Genomic DNA, 15,390 nt, shown 5'->3' with positions numbered 1-15,390 from the left:
TCGGGGGTGGTGACGCCGGCCCCGGCCAGGTGGCGAGGCGCCCTTCCTCGAGAGCGCGGTTCGCGACCACTCCGCAGGCGACCTGGCTAGCCCCGACTGTCGGCCGGGGCATCACAGTTGCGGGACAGCGCCGGGTTCGCACCGGCTTCGCTGCGGGGCGGTCGGTAGCACGGTAACCCACCGGCGCCGGCCGGCAGACATCGCGACAGCGCAGGGCTGCCGTACGGTGATGTTCACCGCACGGCAGCCCTGCCCACCGTCAGGAGCAGGCAGCCCTGCCCGCCGTCAGGACCTGGTGATCCGGACGTCGTCGATGGCCGCCTCGACCAGACTGGCGGTGGAGGCGTCCGCCGCCTCGACCAGGATCCGCACCGTCTGACCCGCGTACGGGGTCAGGTTGTAGCTGCTGGTCGACCAGGACCCGTACCGGTTGCTCCCCGCGCCGGACTGGTTCAGCAGCGTCGTCGTGCCGCCACTGTGCACCACGCTGATCCGCAGGTAGTCGGCCGACGACGAGTTGTTCAGGTGGGCCAGGTACCAGGCGAGCGACAGGGTGAGGGTGCCACTCGACGGCAACGCGACAGCCGGCGAGCGGGCGCTGGTCGCCCCGCTGTCGATGTCGTACGAGCCGGCGGAGGAGCCGGCCAGCCGGCCGGTGACCAGGCTGTTGCTGCCCTGGTAGGCGGTCAGCTGCAGGGCCCCGCCGGAGCTGGTGGCCTGCGCGACGCCGCGCTCCCACTGCCCGGTGCTGGCGGTGTCGGTGCCGCTCGGGTCGGTCGTCCAGCCGGTCGCCGACTCGAAGTCGTCCGCCCAGACGGTGCTGCCCGGCGGGTCGACCGGACCGCCGCCGCAGTACTGCGATTCCTTGCCGATCACCCGGTACGGGCAGTCGGCGTACTCGCTGAACATCAGCACCGCTTCCCGGTTGCGGGCGGTTTGGACAGGGATCACCTCGTCCGGCGGGTAGAACCCGCCGCCACTGGACGAGCCGGGATACAGCTCGAAGGTGTACGCCCAGATGCCGTGCTCGCCCCACATCCAGTCGATGCTGCTGCCGTCGGTGATGTACAGGTCGGAGGACTGTTGCGGGGTGTAGCCGTTGGTCGCCGCCATCCGCGTACCGAGGGTGGCGAACGTGTTGTACTGGTCGGTGGTCATCCCGGAGGGCGTGTTGGCGGTGGTCCAGCCATACGGCCAGAGGACCAGCTCCGAGTAGGTGTGGAAGTCGATGTTGGCCTTGATCTGCTGCTCACCGCCGACCACCCGGCTGTTGACGAAGTCGCGCAGTGCCTGGGTTTCCGGAGCGGAGAAGGCGTACGGGCCACGGTAGGTCGACGACGACGGGGAGCCGGAGGACCCGCCGCAGCAACCCCACAGGTAGTCCCAGTTGCGGTTCAGGTCGGTGCCGACGGCGGACGCACCGCTGTTCGGCTGCCGGTTCTTGCGCCAGGACCGGTACGAGCCGGTGGCGATGTCGTACTCGCTGCCGTCCGGGTTGACGGTCGGCACGATCCAGATTTCGCGGGTGTTGACGATGTTGGTGATCCGCGAGTCGCTGCCGTAGCCGTCAGTGAACAGGTTCAGCAGGTAGATCGCCATCTCGACGGTGAGGTGTTCGCGGGCGTGCTGCTGCGAGTTGAACAGGATTTCCGGCTCGTCCTCGTCGGTGGCGACGTTGTCGGAGATCTTGACCGCCATCAGGTCGCGGCCCTCGTACGAGGTCCCGATGTTGATCTTCCGGGCGATGTTCGAGTGGCTGGAGACCACCTGGTTGACCACCGTGGTCAACTCTGCGTAGTTGTGGTACGCCGAGTCGGACGGTGGGAAGTCCAGCGTGGTGACGTCGCCGGAGTCGTCGGTCCTGGTGGGTGCCCGGACCGCTTCGACGTCGAAGCCGAGCGCCTGGATCGCGCTGACCTCGGCCCGGGTCGCGGTGATGTTGAGGATGCCGTGTTCGATGTAGTCGATCGCGGCACCGGTCCCGGCCACCGCGTCGCGGTCGGCGAAGGTACGCGGTCCGAGGACCCGGTACGGGCCGGCGATCGACTCCCGGTCGACACCGCTGGGCTTGGGATCGGCCGATACCGGGCCGGTCACGACGGCGAACAGGCCGACGACGGTTGCGACGGCGAGGACGGTGGTCCTGCGCCACGAGCCGGCGTTGGCAGTTGGTGCGCGGAATCGCATCTAGACCTCCTGGGGGTGGGGAGGACTCCGCTGGTGAGCACAACTGCACCACCTGTCACATGGTCATATCAATATCTTTCGCGATCAATTCCATGCCAAGCTGATCATCACACGGCGCGGATACTTCGCGTACCGGACACCATGCGGGGAGGGACAGCCCTGTCCATGACGGATCTCAGCCACCACGGACTCCTCGATCCACTGCGCCGCGAGCACCAGGCGGACACGGCCGTCCGCGACCGACGGCGCAACCCTCAACTCATGATCATGTGAGCGCTATGAACGTCTCGTCGTGGCTGTGAGGTCCACAGCGCTCACATGATCATGAATCTCGCCCGCCGGAGCGCCGGAGGCCCGCCGGTAGCCCGGGCGACGCCGTTCGCCGGCCGCACGATGATGGCCGACGTGGCGCAGGTGGAAGTCGTCGTCGCCCATCACGAACGCGCGACCCTGCGCGTCGGCGAGGTGTTCCTGAAGGTCGACGCCGATCAGACGCGCGCCGACGTCGAGGTCGAGGCCATGGCGAGAGCACCGGTGCCGACTCCGCAGGTGCCGTGGACACCGGTCTTCACCCACGGCGACCTGCAGATCGCCCACGTGTTCGTCGACGGTGACGAGGTCACCGGCATGCTCGACTGGTCCGAGGCAGGCCGAGGTGACGCCCTGTTCGACCTCGCCACCCTGGCACTCGGGCACCGGGAGCGCCTTGGTGACGTCCTCGCCGGCTACTACTTAGCGGTCGGGCTTCGGGGCGCGTGGTGTTCCCGCCTCCGAGTCGGTCGCCTGGCGGGTTCGAGGCTGACGCCTGACTGACTTGACTTTGTCGCATGTTATGACCCATGGTTGTAAGACAAGGCTTGCGACTATGGAGGTGGTGGCGATGCGCCAGGCGAAGCACAGCGAGACCAGACAGTGGCTGGACCAGCACGGTCTGACCGACACCGAGTCGACCCCGCTGCTGGCGACGCGGCTGGCCGTGCGACGGCGGGCCAAGCTCGCTGGCGACGTCCTGCTGGCCGCGTTCCTGATCGGCGCGGCGCTCACCCACGCGGCGGTCCGGGTCACCGACGCGGCGTACTCCTGGCTGCCGTTGCTGGTGCTCACCGCGCTGGTGATCGGCATGCTGGTGGCGCAGTGGCTGCTCCGCGACTGGGTCCGCCGCGTCGACCGGCAAGCCGGCGCGCAACTGTCCCGTCGGGTGGCCCATCCGGTCGGGTTCGGCTGGCCGGCGGTGCTCGGCCGGCCGTACGCCGTCTTCACGGTTGCCGCCTACACCGCTGCGCTGGGGCTCGCGGTGAGCGTACTGCCGGTTTCCGACCCGGTGCTACGGGCCGGGGCCGCCGTCGTACTGATCGGTCTCGTCGGTGCCGGTGCCGGCATGATCATGCAGCTGCGTCAGGTGCTGACCAGCCCGGCCGTCGCCGAGGACGAGGCGTCACTCACGGCCGACGTCATCATGCGGGTCGAGGACGCCCGCGCCCTCGTCACCCCCAGCCTGGTCTGGTCGCTGCCGGTCATCTTCCTGTACGGCGAGTCGCTGGGCTGGTGGAATGCGGTCGCTATCGGACTCGTCCTGGCCGGTGTCGTCGCGTTCGGTCTGGTCCAGACCCGGACCATGGCTGTCGGGGTGACCGCACGGCAGGCCATGATCGTCCGATGATCGCCATCGACGCTGCCTCGCCGACGCCGCCGTACGAGCAGCTCCGGGCCCAGCTCGCCCGGCAGATCCAGGACCGGTCGCTGGCCGTCGGCACCCGGCTGCCGACGGTCCGCCGGCTCGCCGCCGACCTCGGCCTGGCCGTGAACACCGTCGGCCGGGCGTACCGGGAGCTGGAGGAGGCCGGGCTGATCGAGACCCGGGGGCGGGCCGGCTCGTTCGTCACGGCCGCCGGCGACCAGGCTCTCGAACAGGCCCACCGGGCCGCCCGCGACTACGCGACGATCATCGCCCGGAGCGGCATCGACCCCGCCGAGGCGATCCGGATCGTCCAGGCGGCCCTGGGCCGCCCGGCCACACCGTGACTCACCGGCCACGCCCGCGATCGGCACCGGCGTCAGCCGGCTGCCGGTCGCCGTGGCGCAGCCGCCAACGGTCGACGCCCGCGTGCAGCAGCACCAACGGCAGTACGCCTACCGCGTACCAGGCCAGGTCGGTGGGGTCGAAATGGACGCCTAGGACCAGCCGTGCCAGCAGACTGCGCTCGGACAGCTCCGCCGGTACGCCGGTCAGCTGCAGGAACTCGACGAGCCAGCAGAAGGCGACGGCGACCGTCCCGGCCGCGATCGGCCCGGCACCCGGAGCCAGGACGAACACTCCGGCGTAGACCATCGACGCGTACAGGGCGGTGCCGGAGTGCTGCTGCAGCATGCCGGAACTGTCCAGCACACCGTCCCCGCCGGCCAGTACCCGGATGCCGAGTGCCACGGCGAGGAACCCGCCAGCGGCGGACAGACCCGCCAACCGTACCCGCCACCTGAGACCTGCCACGGCGCCCGACCCTACAGTTCACCGGCCCTGTCGGTCACCGGCCGGTCAGCGGGGCCCCGGCGGATCTCAGCACGTCGATCTCGCAGCCCGGCGAGGCCGGGTCGAAGCCGTGCTCGACCAGCCAACGGATCGCCGACAGGCTGCGTAGCGACCACCACGCGCCGATCACGTCGAGGTCGACGGCGGTGCCGTAGCTGGTACCAGTACGCCACATGTTGGAGGCACGGTGAAGCTGAACAGCAAGGGCCAGGTAACCACAGGCGGCCTACGTTGACCCGCCCGGCGCACCGTCAACTGGGCGTGGGCGGCGGGAGACGGCGGTCGGCCCCGGGGTTCCTACGCTCCGAGGCCCGCAGCGCTCATGCCTTCCCTTGGGCAAGCCACGATGCCATGATGTCATGGTTGAGCGTCGATCTCTCGATGCAGGAGACACGCGGAGGATCGGCGAGTACCCCCACTATGGGAGGATGCATGCGAAGACTGACCACACTGCTGGTGGCGTTCATGATCGCCATGGCCGGCCTGTTCGCGACCACCGCCGCCCCAGCGGCGGCAGACTACCCGGACCCGCCGGGCGGCACGCTCCGCAACGTCTACAGTGATCTGGACTTCTGCCGCTCGCACGGCAACTACGGGCTCCAAAACGACCTGTGGAGTTCGTACCTCTGCCAGGACCGCACGTACAGCAACCCGTCCAACGTCCTCTACTTCTTCTGGACGTTCGACTAGCAGGTGGCTCCTGGGGAGGCTCCACCGACGAGTCAGGGCATGTGCCCCGAGAGCTTGATGCCACAGGTGCATCATGATTCATCTCCGGCATCTCGGCCGACACCCCCGACCCGGGACGCGACACTGCGTAGACCGGGCGGTGCACTTCGGCAACGTCGTCGGGATCACGATGATCGACGGCGACGGGCCTGACCCTCAGCGCCGGCCTGGTCCCCGGCGTCGATGGGATGCACCGTCGAGACGGTTACGGGCGATCGTGAACAGCTCGCCGACCTCGGCCGGCAGCCGGCCGGCGGTCTCCCGGTGCAAATGCCGACGGGCCGCCGCCGGGAGACCCGCGAGCAGGGCGTCGTCCAGCGCGGTGGCCAGACACAGCCCGGCGAGCCGCGCCTCCAGATCGGGCAACGGCTCGCCGCGCTGTAGCCGTACGGTCAGCCGGGCCCACGCCCACGCGGCCCGGTTCGCGTCGACCGGCACCTGGCGCACGGCGGTGGTCAGCAGACGGCGTACCGTCCGGGGCCGCACCACACCCGCCGCGACCAGCCGCCGCGCGACCTGCTGATGAGCGCCGGGCGCCAGCAGCGCCAGCCAGGTGCCCACCCGTCGGTACCCCGGCTCGGCGGCCATCCAGCGCAGGGTCCAGCCGCCGAGCGCGTCCACCGGCACGTGCCGCGCCGCCAGCCAGAGCCGGCCGTCGCGCACCCGCAGCGCCCCGGCGTCGACCAGGTCCACCAGCAGCGCGGCGGCCAGACCGAACCCGACCGCCCGGTCCGGCAGCCGCGGCCGACCGGTCACCGGGTCCTGCGCCAGCAGGAAGAACTCGTCGGCCAGCAACGGTCTCCGCAGGTGCACCGCCGGCAACGGCAGCGTCATTGCGGCGTCGGCCCCGGTCCCAGCGGCGGTCCCGGTCCCGGCCCTGGCCCCGGTGTGGTGGACCATCGTGGCTCCCTTCGTGGTCATTGGCCGACGGCCTACGCCGGCATCCGGGCCTGGAACTGCCGCGACTGCCAGTCCCGCAGCGCCTGCTTGATCCGTACGTTCTCGTCGCGGGTCATCGCCAGCTCGGCCCGCACCGCGGCCAGTTCGTCGGCGACCAGGTGCAGGAAGGCGCGTACCTCGGCCGGGTCGAGACCGCGCCGGGTGCGGTCCAGGAACTGGCGGTCGCGGACCAGCCCGGGGCTGATCGACGGCCGGGCCGCAGCCCGGTAGTGGCGGGCACCGGCGTTGCGGGTGTGCGGCCGGGACTGCCGCCGGGTACGCCGGGGGAACAGGACGAGGTGGAGAAGCCTGCGCACGGTGGAACCGCCTTTCGCATTTCGACGGGATCGCTGTCAGGGTGTTTCTGGTCAGGAGCGAGATTCGGGGGTACGGCCGTCACGCTCGACGACGCCGGGCCGCCGCAAGGCGTGTTTGAACACCGACAGCAGCATCATCTGGCCGGTGCGTGGGCCGCTGACGAAGGTGCCCATCACCGCGATCATGGTCACGTGTGGAATATCGTGACCGTGCCGCAGATGTGACACCCGGATCGCCACCGGGCCGTTGCCGAATGCCCAGTCTTCGGCGCGCAGACGCAACACGTCGCCGACCTTGATCAACGGTTCACCGGACAATTTCGCACCACCCGCCGTCGTTGCCGCTCCGGCCGTCGTCGCCGCTCTCCGGCGGGTGCGGGAACTCCGGCGGCGACAGGCCGGCGACGGTGAGGACGGTCCGGATCCGGCGCGCTCGCGGCACGTCCCGCCGGTCGAGGATCGCCAGGGCCATGGTGAACGGCGCGCAGAACGCCACCGATCCGCACGTCGGGCATTCGCCGATCCGCCTCGGCAGATGCTTCTCGGCGGTCTCCCTTGCGTGCCGCAACACCGGGTCGTCGTCCGGGTCCGCCCCGGCGACCATCACCTTATTGATCATCGAATCCCTCCCGATTTTTCTGCTGTCAGCAGATCCACCCTGGACCCGCGACGCCAACAGTGGAAGGATTCCCACCAACAGAACCCGTTCCGAAACTTCGATCTTGAATCGGGAAGGACCGGTAATTCGTGAGCAGCAACGGGGTTCCCCGCACTCTCAAGTTCCTCCGCACGCTCAACGGAGGCATGACCCAGGAGCAGTTGGCGCAGCGGCTGAGCGTTTCCACCTCGCTGATCGCCAAGTTCGAGACGGCCCGGCAGATCCCACTGCCGGACACCGCCGAGCAGATCGACGATGTCTTCGGCAGCGGCACCCTGGTGCAGGAGACCGCCGCGGACGCCCGCAATGCCGTCCCGCCGGACTGGTTCCAGCCGTGGCCGGAGTACGAGGCCCAGGCCGAGATGCTGCGCTGGTTTGAGCCAACCTACGTCCCCGGGTTGCTGCAGACCGAGGCGTACGCCCGCGCGGTGCTCGCCGTCGGTCTGCACCCGCCGGAGGTGGCCGAGCAGCGGCTGGCCCACCGGCTCGCTCGCCAGGCCACCGTCTTCGACCGCAGAACGCCGCCGGTCACCTCGTTCATCGTCGATGAGGCGGCGCTACGGCGGGGCGACCCGGTGATGATGAAGGAGCAGTTGCTGCACCTGGTCAACATGTCGCGGAGCGACCGGGTGCTGCTGCACGTGGTGCCGGTCGACGCCGGACTATACGCCGGACAGTCCGGCAACTTCATTCTTGCCACGCTGCCGGACGGGGCGACGGTCGCCTACACGGAGAACCCGGTGGACGGCCGCACCTACGAGGAGCCGGCGAAGGTCGCCGCCCTCGTCAACATCTGGGAGGCGATACGCTCGGTGGCACTACCCCAAGACATGTCCCGAGACCTGATCGCGAGGATGGCAGAGGAGCTATGACCCAGCCAGCGTGGCGCACCGCCAGCCGCAGCAACAGCAACGGCGGCGCATGTGTCGAAGTCGCCGACAACCTGCCGGGCCGGGTACTGGTCCGCGACAGCAAGAACCGCACCGGCGGCACCCTCACCTTCACCCCCACCGCCTGGTCAACCTTCATCACCCAGGCCGCCGCCACCCACCACCACTGACCACCCGACACCACGCTGCGGCCCCGTCCTGCGCACCTACGCCGGGTCAAGGGCAGGGCCGCAGCGGCGGTCGACATTTCCCTCCCGGCTGGTCACCCGGGCCAGTCGCCTGATCGCGAGGATTGGCAGGCAGCTATGACCCAGCCAGCGTGGCGCACCGCCAGCCGCAGCAACAGCAACGGCGGCGAATGCGTCGAAGTCGCCGACAACCTGCCCGGCCGGGTACTGGTCCGCGACAGCAAGAACCGCACCGGCGGCACCCTCACCTTCACCCCCACCGCCTGGTCCACCTTCGTCACCCAGGTCAGCACCGCCGGCCATTGACCACCCGACACCGGCCTCCTTGGAGGAGGACGCAGAGCCGGCACGCATCAGCGCTGACCTATCCGCCGGATGCATCCGCCGCTCGACGTGCAGGGCGTCGGCCCTCAGCACGTCCGAGCGGCCGCACTCGCCGCCGAGAGTCCGTACAACTTGGGACGGGCGACCGGCCGAGCCTCCTGGAACGCATCAGCTGTTCACCGGATCGGGTGGGCACCAGCGTGCGCTCATGCCGATGAGCGGAAGCCTCGTTTCTAGGTATGGTCGCTATGTGGGTCGACGCGTACGAGAGGCTGATGCCGGCTTGTCGCGGAGCGAGGGATCCGAGAGTAGTTGACACGAGTGGTGATCGTGGGCGCCGGGATCGTCGGCGCTGCCGTGGCGTTCGAGGTGGCGCGGGCTGGAGCCGAGGTCGTTCTGCTGGACAAATCGGTTCCAGCTTGTGGAGTGACCGCAGACTCTTTCGCTTGGATCGGTGGTCCACGCGGGGCGGACGTCCTTCACCACAAGATCACGCCGGGCTTCCTCCCACTCGCCGATCGCGTGTACGCAACTGGGCTGTCATAAGACGTCGCCCATCCATACCCCGTGGGCTGCTTACCTGCTGCCCGCCAGCGCCATCCGGATCTGCCGCGTTGCAGGCCGGCGGCGGATGAGGTCGTCGCACTCGGGTTCCAGGCGGTCATCGAGTCTGGAACATTCCCGACATGACCATGTGCCGGCATCAGGGGCGTGCACCGTTCAGGTAGACGGCTCGGGCACGTCATGGCCCGTGAGCCAGAGTCGCCACGGCTCACCCAGATCGCGGGATTCTACGTCGAAGATCGGGTGCCAACGCCCGTCAGGCGAATACCAGCCGGTTGGGTTCGCAGCTCACGTCGTAGCCGGCGGCGGCGAGCAGTCTGGCTGTTGCTGAAAGCTGCGACGGCAGGTTCACCTGCCAGTTCGTCGAGAGCCGTGTCGCCGGCCGCTACCCGCAGGCCCAGAACTGCGGGAACGGGTCGGCTGATCAGCCGGTCCGTCGACGGCACCGGGGCTGGAGAACAACACCGAAGGCGCCGCAGGACGGCAAGACTCCGGTGGCGGCCATTGCGACGCCGCGATCTGGGCCCCGGTGACCGGCAGGGTGGGCGAGATCTGGTCGAGCAAGCGCTGCGCCAGGGCGGCGTCAATCTCGAGGTCTGCGCTGATGCGAACATCAGCCGCAGTCGCCAGGTCCACGACGTCGTCGATGGTGAACGCATCAGCTCCGAGAGTACTCAGCCGTCGCGCGAACTCCTGGACATTGATCATTTGCAGCCTCATCGTCGGATTGTTGATTATCCACCGTAACCCTCGCCTAGGTCGGCGGATCCTGCGCCCGCCGTGCGAGCCACCGCGGCCGACAGCCGGCACCGGCAACCGCGACCGCTGCGCGGCAGTCCGCAACTCTTCGGTGAGCTAATCGCGCGCGGCGCCGGCAGGGCTGTCACGCTCTGTGCTACCCATGCTGCTCCGCGACGCCCGGAAATACCGCGATCCGAGCGTCACGACGATCGGTGTGCTGTCGTGCCGATGAGCGGATGTTGAACCGCATCAAGTCGTGGCCTGAGAGGTGAGCCAACCGTGCAACCTCGTGGCTAATTGTACGGGCTGGTCAAGCTGGACCAGGTGACCCGCCCCATCGATCAGCTCGAGTTGAGCGCCCGGGATGAGTTCTGTCAGTAGGTGAGCACGGTCGACAGGGATCCACGTGTCGTTCTTGCCCCACACCACCAGAACGGGCAAGTCCAGACGCGGGTAGAGACCCTGAATCTCGTCCGTATAGGTCTGGTCCGCCTGAGCGATCTGTCGGTAGAACGCGGCTTACCCGTCGGTACCCAGCCAGGGAGAAACGAGGTCCTGCATCTGGCTAGGCGTCAGGTCCATGTGACTGGCTCCTGCGATGTAGGCCCGGATCGCTCCTTCGTGGACGGCCTTTGGCAGCGCGCTGAAAGCTTCGGTGTTGTCGCGTACGAGCCGGAAGAAGTCCGACCCCCAGGGAGCCAGTGCCACCACGTCGACGAGCGCCAACGACGCGAACGAACAGCCGTGCAAGAGAAGGGCCCTCAACGCGACGGCACCGCCGTAGTCGTGAGCTACGACATGTGGGGACGGCAGCTCCCAATGCGAGACGAGGTCAGCCAGTAACATACTCGGGCCGCGGGTCGCGCTGAGCCAGCGATCGCCTTACTGGAACGGATTCCGGGGATCGCCGCGCTGGCAGCCACTGGCTGACCGGCTCGGGACGTACGCCGGCTCCCGCGCCGAGCACCACGTCCTGCTCGACCAGGATTCGACGGCGTACTCGCCGGGTGACACGGTCTGGGCGGACGCTTGGTGGGCGACTTCGCCGGCGGGGAAGCCCTCTGGCGGTTCGGCGGCCACCAGTCAACCGCTGCCCCAGCCGTCGTTCCGGTCGGAAGTGCGGCGGCCGGGATGTCCGGCCCGATCCGATCATGCCCCACCAATCGCCGCCGAGCCCGGCGTGCGTCGGGCTGTCACGCCCCGGCACGTTGTCGAGTGGAGGGTCCGGGCACGTCATCCCCGATGAATTACGTGCCTGGACCCTCCACTCGACGCGTACCGACAGGCGCGGGAAGAGGCGATGCACACGCTGCCCCGTACCGCCCGAACAACTCAGCCCCCTTCACCGACCCTGGGCTGCCGGCGTCGAGGCTCAGTAGACAAGTTGGACGGCGACCAGCTGGACATCGTCCCCACCTGTCAGGGTTTGCGGCGGGCGACCAGCATGCCCAGCGGCGGGCGGCCCGGTGCCGGCGGGGTCTGCTCGACGGTCACCAGGACCAGGAAGCCCGCTTTGGTCAGCAACCGCGCCACCTCGGCCGGCCGCTGCCGGTGGAAGCTCAGGTCGATCCGCTTGCCCTCGAACTCGTCCCGGTGCCGGATGTCGTCGCCGACCTGGAAAACCAACATTAGGTAGCCGCCCGGCACCAGCACCCGGTGGAACTCGGCGAACGCCTCCGGCCGCCGCTGCCACGGCAGATGGATGATCGAGAAGAAGGCGAGCAACCCGCCGAGCCCACCGTCGGGCAGATCCAGATCGAGCATCGAGCCGACCTCGAACCGCAGCCCCGGGTACGCCCGGCGGGCATGGTCGATCATGCCTGGGGACAGGTCGACACCGAACGCGTCCAGCCCGTGCCCGGCCAACAGCACGGTGACCCGGCCCGGCCCGCAGCCGACATCGGCGACCGCCGTGTTACCTGTCGAACGCACCAGCTCGGCGAACATGCCCAGCATGGCCCGGTCCAGCGGTGACTCGTCCAGCTCCGACTTCACCGCCTCGGCGTACTCGCCGACGATCACATCGTAGGAGTCACGGGTGGTGGTCAGGAAGTCGGCGTCGGACACCCGCAGCACGTTACCCGTTCTCATCCTTCTCCCATGATGGCGTGATCTGTTTAGCGGACATGGGCAACACATCGGCGCGCATCCTGGTCGTCGACGACCAGCCGAACATCGTCGACATGCTGGTCACCGTGCTCACCTTCCACGGTTTCGCCGTCGACTCCGCGACCACGGTGGCGCAGGCGGAGCAGCTCGCCGAGTCGGGTCGACCGGATCTCGTCGTACTCGACGTGATGCTGCCCGACGGCGACGGCTTCGATCTGTGCCGGCGGCTGCGGCAACGCGGTCACCGGTTCGGCATCGTCTTCCTGACCGCCCGCGACGCCCGCCGCGACCTGGTCTCCGGGCTAACCCTCGGCGGTGACGACTACCTGACCAAGCCGTTCGCGGTGGAGGAACTGCTGGCCCGGGTACGGGCGGTGCTGCGCCGGGTCGGGCACTGTCCCGCAGTCAGATCCTGGAGGCGGTGTGGCGCTACGACTTCGGTGGTGAGTCGAACGTCGTCGACACCTACATCGGCTACCTGCGCCGCAAGCTGGACCCGCTGGGTGAGCCGCTGATCTCACCCACCGCGGCTTCGGCTACGCGCTGCGTACCGCCGTACAGGTGTGAGCCGTGCCGCCGCGCTGGTCGCCAGCGGCAGCCGGCAGATCGCCCGGGTCGGCGAGCGGGACCTGCGGGACCAAACGGTACGCGCGGTGATCGGCCCCACCGAGTTTCTGGTGGAGTTCCGGACCGGTGACGGCGAGCTGACCCGGTTCGCGTCGACCGCGCCGGTGCCGGCGACCCCGCTGCTGGACGCCGCACCGGCCCCGCCGCCCGGCGGGCGGTCCCCGCTGACCAGCATCACCACGCCGGAAGGGGGGTACCGGGTGGTGACCGTCGACGCCGGCCCCGGCGTGGTGATGCTGGGGCTGCCGCTGGCCCCGGTCCGGGAGACCGTGGCGCGGCTGCTCGGCATCGAGGTGCTGGTGTCGGTGGCGGTCGCCGTACTGCTGGCGTTTCTGGCCCGGATGCTGATCGTGGCCCGGATGCGGCCGTTGGACGACATCGCGCGGACCGCCGACGCGATCGCCGGTGGGCAGCTGGACCGCCGGGTGCCGATAACCGACGACCCCCGACGGGTACGGCGTACCGAAGCGGGCCGGCTGACCCTGGCGGTCAACGGCATGCTGGACCGGATCCTCGCCGCGTTGGCCGTGCGGGAGCGATCCGAACAGCGGATGCGGTCGTTCGTCGCGGACGCGTCGCATGAGCTGCGCACCCCGCTGACCGTGATCCGCGGCTACACCCAGCTGTTACGCGGCGATATGGTCGACGAGCAGCGCCGGCCGGACGTGCTGCGCCGGCTCGACGACGAGGCCGCCCGGATGTCCAAGATGGGGTGTCCGACCTGCTGTTTCTGGCCCGGTTGGACGCCGAGCCGCAGTTGCGGGACGAGCCGGTCGACATCGCCGTGCTGGCTCGCGACGCGGTCGCCGACGCGGTCGCTGTCGCGCTCGCAACGGGTGATCGCGTTGGACTCGCCGCCGCATCTGCTCGTCTCCGGTGACCCGGACGCGTTACGGCGGGTGCTGGCGAACCTGCTGGCCAACGTACGGGCGCACACGCCGGTCGAGGCGAACGCCGAGGTGTCGGTGCACGCCGACGCCGGGTTGGTGCGGGTGGCGGTGTCGGACACCGGACCGGGGCTGACGCCGGAGGCCGCCGAGCGGATCTTCGACCGCTTCTACCGGGCGGACGCGGCGGGCGGCGCAGCCGAGGGCAGCGGGCTCGGGCTGGCGATCGTCGCCGGCACGGTACGGGCTCTCGGCGGCGAGGTCGGTGTCGGCACCACTCCCGGCGGCGGGACCACCATCTGGTTCACCGTCCCCACCGGACCGGCGCCGAACGGGAGTGTCGCGGTGACGTCGACGGGCATTACGGGTACGGTCTCCGGCCGTGGCGACGAAACCGGCGAACCAGGCCGCCGCGCGGGCGGCGGCGATTGAGGCCGACGCGGAGAAGTATCCGGACGAGCGGGCCGAACTCCTGCTGGAAGCGGCCGAGGCGTGGCGGGCGGCCGGCCAGCTCGACCGGGCACGCAAGCTGCTCGCCGAGCTGATCGCGGCGGGCGGCGTGGACGGCTGCTACGCGCGGTGCGACCTGGCCGGGATCGAGTTCGAGGCCGGGGCGGACAGCGAGGCGTACGCGGAGCTGGCCCGGCTCGCCCGCGACCCCGACCTCAGTGAGGGACAGTGCACTCTCGTCGCCGAGTTGCTGGCCGAACGCGGTGACCTGCCGGCGGCGCTGGTTTGGTACGACCGGGCCGTCGCTCGCCTGACGGCGGACGATCTCGAGGCGCTGCGCGGGCCGAACGGCTGGATGCAGATGTCGTCGGTGCTGGTCCGGGGCCGCCGCGAGGTCCGGCGCCGGCTCGGGTTGCCGGCCGACGCCACCGACGAGATAGCTCCGGCGGCACCGGCACAGCGGATGGCTGAGTCGACCGGACTGCCGACGACCCTGGACGAGGCGCGTGAGCACTTCGAGTCGGGTCGGATACCTGACCAGTTGCGGCTGCTGGTGTTTCAGCGCGCCGAGCGGGCCGAGGCCCGCCGCCGGTGGCCCGACGCGTACGTCGACCCTGACGAGGCGTACTTCCCGGCGGCGGAGCGTCGCTGGCGCGGCCTGGCCGAAAGCGGGGTGCCGGCCATCCGCGTGGTGCCAGCCACGGTTGCCGGGTTGTCGGAGTTCGCCGAGCGGATCGGTGCGTCGCCGCTCGACTCGGCGGTGAAGACCCGGTACGCCCAGCTGGCCGCCGACCAGGACACGATCGTCTGGCCACCGGCACGCAACGATCCGTGCTGGTGCGGGTCGGGCACCAAGTACAAGAAGTGCTGCGGCCGAGCAGGCCTGGGCTCGTGACGCCGTAGTCCGACTCGGCCTCCTCGCTGCAGCTACGACTCGACCACCGTACCTACGCCCGAGCCGCTGCCGGAAACGACAGGGACTCAGTTCATAATGGGTTCTCATCGAACTCACGTCCGGCTTGCACCACAGCCGGGTGTGATCGGGGCATGCGCATCTGGAGACCTCGCAACCGGCGGGGATGGCTGCTGCTCACCGCGGCGCTGCTGATCCCCGGGAGTCTGGTCGTCGCGGACCGGATCGCCGCCGGGGTGGTCGGCGGCCGGCTCGCCGACGCCGCCGGCGGCGACGAGTTGCGACCCGCCGGGCGGGCGACACCGTCAGGGACCGACAAGTGCGGGGAGTCAGCCTGAAC

21 protein-coding genes, 1 pseudogene and 1 riboswitch are annotated in these 15,390 nt (G+C 69.6%); of the genes and pseudogenes, 12 read left to right on the top strand and 10 right to left on the bottom strand.

Features of this window, described 5'->3' with window-relative positions; translation table 11 throughout:
• Nucleotides 1-81: 81 nt before the first annotated feature.
• A riboswitch (cobalamin riboswitch) is annotated at nucleotides 82-146 on the bottom strand.
• A gap of 139 nt (nucleotides 147-285) precedes the next feature.
• On the bottom strand, nucleotides 286-2,187 hold the full coding sequence (locus ACFHWU_RS19230; RefSeq protein WP_416591190.1) for a M14 family zinc carboxypeptidase: 1,902 nt from the start codon (nucleotides 2,185-2,187) through the stop codon (nucleotides 286-288).
• 318 nt (nucleotides 2,188-2,505) lie between these two features.
• Between ACFHWU_RS19230 and ACFHWU_RS19225 the strand changes: the two genes are divergently transcribed.
• The 3 genes from ACFHWU_RS19225 to ACFHWU_RS19215 all read left to right on the top strand — a co-directional run bounded on the left by ACFHWU_RS19225 (nucleotide 2,506) and on the right by ACFHWU_RS19215 (nucleotide 4,209).
• Nucleotides 2,506-3,000 carry an aminoglycoside phosphotransferase family protein gene (locus ACFHWU_RS19225; protein ID WP_416591189.1) on the top strand — a complete coding sequence of 165 codons (495 nt, stop codon included), beginning with the start codon at nucleotides 2,506-2,508 and terminating at the stop codon, nucleotides 2,998-3,000.
• A gap of 67 nt (nucleotides 3,001-3,067) precedes the next feature.
• Nucleotides 3,068-3,847 carry a hypothetical protein gene (locus tag ACFHWU_RS19220; RefSeq protein WP_416591188.1) on the top strand — a complete coding sequence of 260 codons (780 nt, stop codon included), beginning with the start codon at nucleotides 3,068-3,070 and terminating at the stop codon, nucleotides 3,845-3,847.
• Nucleotides 3,844-4,209: a GntR family transcriptional regulator gene (locus tag ACFHWU_RS19215; protein ID WP_416591187.1), complete on the top strand. Its 366-nt coding sequence runs from the start codon at nucleotides 3,844-3,846 to the stop codon at nucleotides 4,207-4,209. The genes ACFHWU_RS19220 and ACFHWU_RS19215 overlap by 4 nt, the downstream gene beginning before the upstream one ends.
• A gap of 1 nt (nucleotide 4,210) precedes the next feature.
• Here the strand turns inward: ACFHWU_RS19215 and ACFHWU_RS19210 are convergent, their stop codons facing one another.
• Both ACFHWU_RS19210 and ACFHWU_RS19205 read right to left on the bottom strand, forming a co-directional pair.
• Nucleotides 4,211-4,675 (bottom strand): DUF2809 domain-containing protein, encoded by a 465-nt coding sequence (locus ACFHWU_RS19210; protein ID WP_416591186.1) that lies wholly within the window; start codon nucleotides 4,673-4,675, stop codon nucleotides 4,211-4,213.
• Between the two features lie 34 nt (nucleotides 4,676-4,709).
• Entirely contained in the window at nucleotides 4,710-4,889 is a 180-nt protein-coding gene (locus ACFHWU_RS19205) for a hypothetical protein (protein WP_416591185.1), read from the bottom strand.
• 257 nt (nucleotides 4,890-5,146) lie between these two features.
• Here ACFHWU_RS19205 and ACFHWU_RS19200 point away from each other — a divergent pair, with 257 nt between their 5' ends.
• Nucleotides 5,147-5,404 (top strand): hypothetical protein, encoded by a 258-nt coding sequence (locus ACFHWU_RS19200; RefSeq protein WP_416591184.1) that lies wholly within the window; start codon nucleotides 5,147-5,149, stop codon nucleotides 5,402-5,404.
• Between the two features lie 195 nt (nucleotides 5,405-5,599).
• Here the strand turns inward: ACFHWU_RS19200 and ACFHWU_RS19195 are convergent, their stop codons facing one another.
• Genes ACFHWU_RS19195 through ACFHWU_RS19180 form a run of 4 tightly spaced genes read right to left on the bottom strand, consistent with a single transcriptional unit; the run spans nucleotide 5,600 to nucleotide 7,318 of the window.
• A complete protein-coding gene (locus tag ACFHWU_RS19195) occupies nucleotides 5,600-6,364 on the bottom strand; it encodes a GOLPH3/VPS74 family protein (protein ID WP_416591183.1) in 765 nt (254 codons plus the stop codon).
• Nucleotides 6,365-6,375: 11 nt separating this feature from the next.
• The gene (locus ACFHWU_RS19190) at nucleotides 6,376-6,699 is read right to left on the bottom strand and encodes a DivIVA domain-containing protein (protein ID WP_416568577.1); all 324 of its coding nucleotides are present in this window, start codon (nucleotides 6,697-6,699) and stop codon (nucleotides 6,376-6,378) included.
• A gap of 51 nt (nucleotides 6,700-6,750) precedes the next feature.
• Nucleotides 6,751-7,002, bottom strand: coding sequence for a hypothetical protein (locus tag ACFHWU_RS19185; protein WP_416568578.1), 252 nt, complete (start codon nucleotides 7,000-7,002; stop codon nucleotides 6,751-6,753).
• 4 nt (nucleotides 7,003-7,006) lie between these two features.
• Nucleotides 7,007-7,318 carry a hypothetical protein gene (locus ACFHWU_RS19180; RefSeq protein WP_416568579.1) on the bottom strand — a complete coding sequence of 104 codons (312 nt, stop codon included), beginning with the start codon at nucleotides 7,316-7,318 and terminating at the stop codon, nucleotides 7,007-7,009.
• Nucleotides 7,319-7,446: 128 nt separating this feature from the next.
• On the opposite strand from ACFHWU_RS19180, the gene ACFHWU_RS19175 reads away from it, so the two are divergent.
• The 4 genes from ACFHWU_RS19175 (at nucleotide 7,447) to ACFHWU_RS19160 (ending at nucleotide 9,305) form a co-directional block, all read left to right on the top strand.
• On the top strand, nucleotides 7,447-8,229 hold the full coding sequence (locus ACFHWU_RS19175) for a helix-turn-helix domain-containing protein (RefSeq protein WP_416556538.1): 783 nt from the start codon (nucleotides 7,447-7,449) through the stop codon (nucleotides 8,227-8,229).
• Complete coding sequence (locus ACFHWU_RS19170; protein ID WP_416591182.1) at nucleotides 8,226-8,417, top strand: DUF397 domain-containing protein; 192 nt, start codon at nucleotides 8,226-8,228, stop codon at nucleotides 8,415-8,417. Before ACFHWU_RS19175 ends, ACFHWU_RS19170 begins: the two co-directional genes overlap by 4 nt.
• Nucleotides 8,418-8,552: 135 nt before the next feature.
• Nucleotides 8,553-8,741: a DUF397 domain-containing protein gene (locus tag ACFHWU_RS19165; protein WP_416591181.1), complete on the top strand. Its 189-nt coding sequence runs from the start codon at nucleotides 8,553-8,555 to the stop codon at nucleotides 8,739-8,741.
• A 339-nt stretch (nucleotides 8,742-9,080) separates the two neighbouring features.
• Nucleotides 9,081-9,305, top strand: coding sequence for an FAD-dependent oxidoreductase (locus ACFHWU_RS19160; RefSeq protein ID WP_416591204.1), 225 nt, complete (start codon nucleotides 9,081-9,083; stop codon nucleotides 9,303-9,305).
• Nucleotides 9,306-10,313: 1,008 nt separating this feature from the next.
• Here the strand turns inward: ACFHWU_RS19160 and ACFHWU_RS19155 are convergent.
• From ACFHWU_RS19155 to ACFHWU_RS19145, 3 genes are all read right to left on the bottom strand, one after another.
• On the bottom strand, nucleotides 10,314-10,565 hold the full coding sequence (locus tag ACFHWU_RS19155) for an alpha/beta fold hydrolase (protein WP_416556558.1): 252 nt from the start codon (nucleotides 10,563-10,565) through the stop codon (nucleotides 10,314-10,316).
• A gap of 18 nt (nucleotides 10,566-10,583) precedes the next feature.
• The gene (locus ACFHWU_RS19150) at nucleotides 10,584-10,829 is read right to left on the bottom strand and encodes a hypothetical protein (protein ID WP_416569478.1); all 246 of its coding nucleotides are present in this window, start codon (nucleotides 10,827-10,829) and stop codon (nucleotides 10,584-10,586) included.
• A 654-nt stretch (nucleotides 10,830-11,483) separates the two neighbouring features.
• Nucleotides 11,484-12,155 carry a methyltransferase domain-containing protein gene (locus ACFHWU_RS19145; protein WP_416591180.1) on the bottom strand — a complete coding sequence of 224 codons (672 nt, stop codon included), beginning with the start codon at nucleotides 12,153-12,155 and terminating at the stop codon, nucleotides 11,484-11,486.
• 35 nt (nucleotides 12,156-12,190) lie between these two features.
• Here ACFHWU_RS19145 and ACFHWU_RS19140 point away from each other — a divergent pair.
• The 4 genes and pseudogenes from ACFHWU_RS19140 to ACFHWU_RS19125 all read left to right on the top strand — a co-directional run bounded on the left by ACFHWU_RS19140 (nucleotide 12,191) and on the right by ACFHWU_RS19125 (nucleotide 15,388).
• Nucleotides 12,191-12,740, top strand: a pseudogene (locus ACFHWU_RS19140) (response regulator transcription factor).
• Nucleotides 12,737-14,119: a sensor histidine kinase gene (locus tag ACFHWU_RS19135; RefSeq protein WP_416591179.1), complete on the top strand. Its 1,383-nt coding sequence runs from the start codon at nucleotides 12,737-12,739 to the stop codon at nucleotides 14,117-14,119. Before ACFHWU_RS19140 ends, ACFHWU_RS19135 begins: the two are co-directional and overlap by 4 nt.
• Entirely contained in the window at nucleotides 14,070-15,032 is a 963-nt protein-coding gene (locus tag ACFHWU_RS19130; RefSeq protein ID WP_416591178.1) for an SEC-C metal-binding domain-containing protein, read from the top strand. Before ACFHWU_RS19135 ends, ACFHWU_RS19130 begins: the two co-directional genes overlap by 50 nt.
• Before the next feature lie 152 nt (nucleotides 15,033-15,184).
• Nucleotides 15,185-15,388, top strand: a complete 204-nt coding sequence (locus ACFHWU_RS19125) for a hypothetical protein (protein ID WP_416556548.1) — start codon at nucleotides 15,185-15,187, stop codon at nucleotides 15,386-15,388.
• Nucleotides 15,389-15,390: the final 2 nt, after the last annotated feature.

Origin of the sequence: Micromonospora sp. LOL_015 (assembly GCF_048060275.1) — a bacterium.
Taxonomy (GTDB): domain Bacteria; phylum Actinomycetota; class Actinomycetes; order Mycobacteriales; family Micromonosporaceae; genus Micromonospora_E.
Note: the sequence above shows the minus strand (reverse complement) of the source record. Positions and strands in the feature narration are given on the sequence as shown.

What these genes read in the sequence shown, in the direction of transcription:
- ACFHWU_RS19205 (WP_416591185.1), bottom strand. Translation starts at nt 4,889, where the DNA reads ATGTGGCGTACTGGTACCAGCTACGGCACCGCCGTCGACCTCGACGTG.
- ACFHWU_RS19195 (WP_416591183.1), bottom strand. Translation starts at nt 6,364, where the DNA reads ATGACCACGAAGGGAGCCACGATGGTCCACCACACCGGGGCCAGGGCC.
- ACFHWU_RS19230 (WP_416591190.1), bottom strand. Translation starts at nt 2,187, where the DNA reads ATGCGATTCCGCGCACCAACTGCCAACGCCGGCTCGTGGCGCAGGACC.
- ACFHWU_RS19145 (WP_416591180.1), bottom strand. Translation starts at nt 12,155, where the DNA reads ATGAGAACGGGTAACGTGCTGCGGGTGTCCGACGCCGACTTCCTGACC.
- ACFHWU_RS19200 (WP_416591184.1), top strand. Translation starts at nt 5,147, where the DNA reads ATGCGAAGACTGACCACACTGCTGGTGGCGTTCATGATCGCCATGGCC.
- ACFHWU_RS19180 (WP_416568579.1), bottom strand. Translation starts at nt 7,318, where the DNA reads ATGATCAATAAGGTGATGGTCGCCGGGGCGGACCCGGACGACGACCCG.
- ACFHWU_RS19225 (WP_416591189.1), top strand. Translation starts at nt 2,506, where the DNA reads ATGATCATGAATCTCGCCCGCCGGAGCGCCGGAGGCCCGCCGGTAGCC.
- ACFHWU_RS19125 (WP_416556548.1), top strand. Translation starts at nt 15,185, where the DNA reads ATGCGCATCTGGAGACCTCGCAACCGGCGGGGATGGCTGCTGCTCACC.
- ACFHWU_RS19170 (WP_416591182.1), top strand. Translation starts at nt 8,226, where the DNA reads ATGACCCAGCCAGCGTGGCGCACCGCCAGCCGCAGCAACAGCAACGGC.
- ACFHWU_RS19215 (WP_416591187.1), top strand. Translation starts at nt 3,844, where the DNA reads ATGATCGCCATCGACGCTGCCTCGCCGACGCCGCCGTACGAGCAGCTC.
- ACFHWU_RS19220 (WP_416591188.1), top strand. Translation starts at nt 3,068, where the DNA reads ATGCGCCAGGCGAAGCACAGCGAGACCAGACAGTGGCTGGACCAGCAC.
- ACFHWU_RS19165 (WP_416591181.1), top strand. Translation starts at nt 8,553, where the DNA reads ATGACCCAGCCAGCGTGGCGCACCGCCAGCCGCAGCAACAGCAACGGC.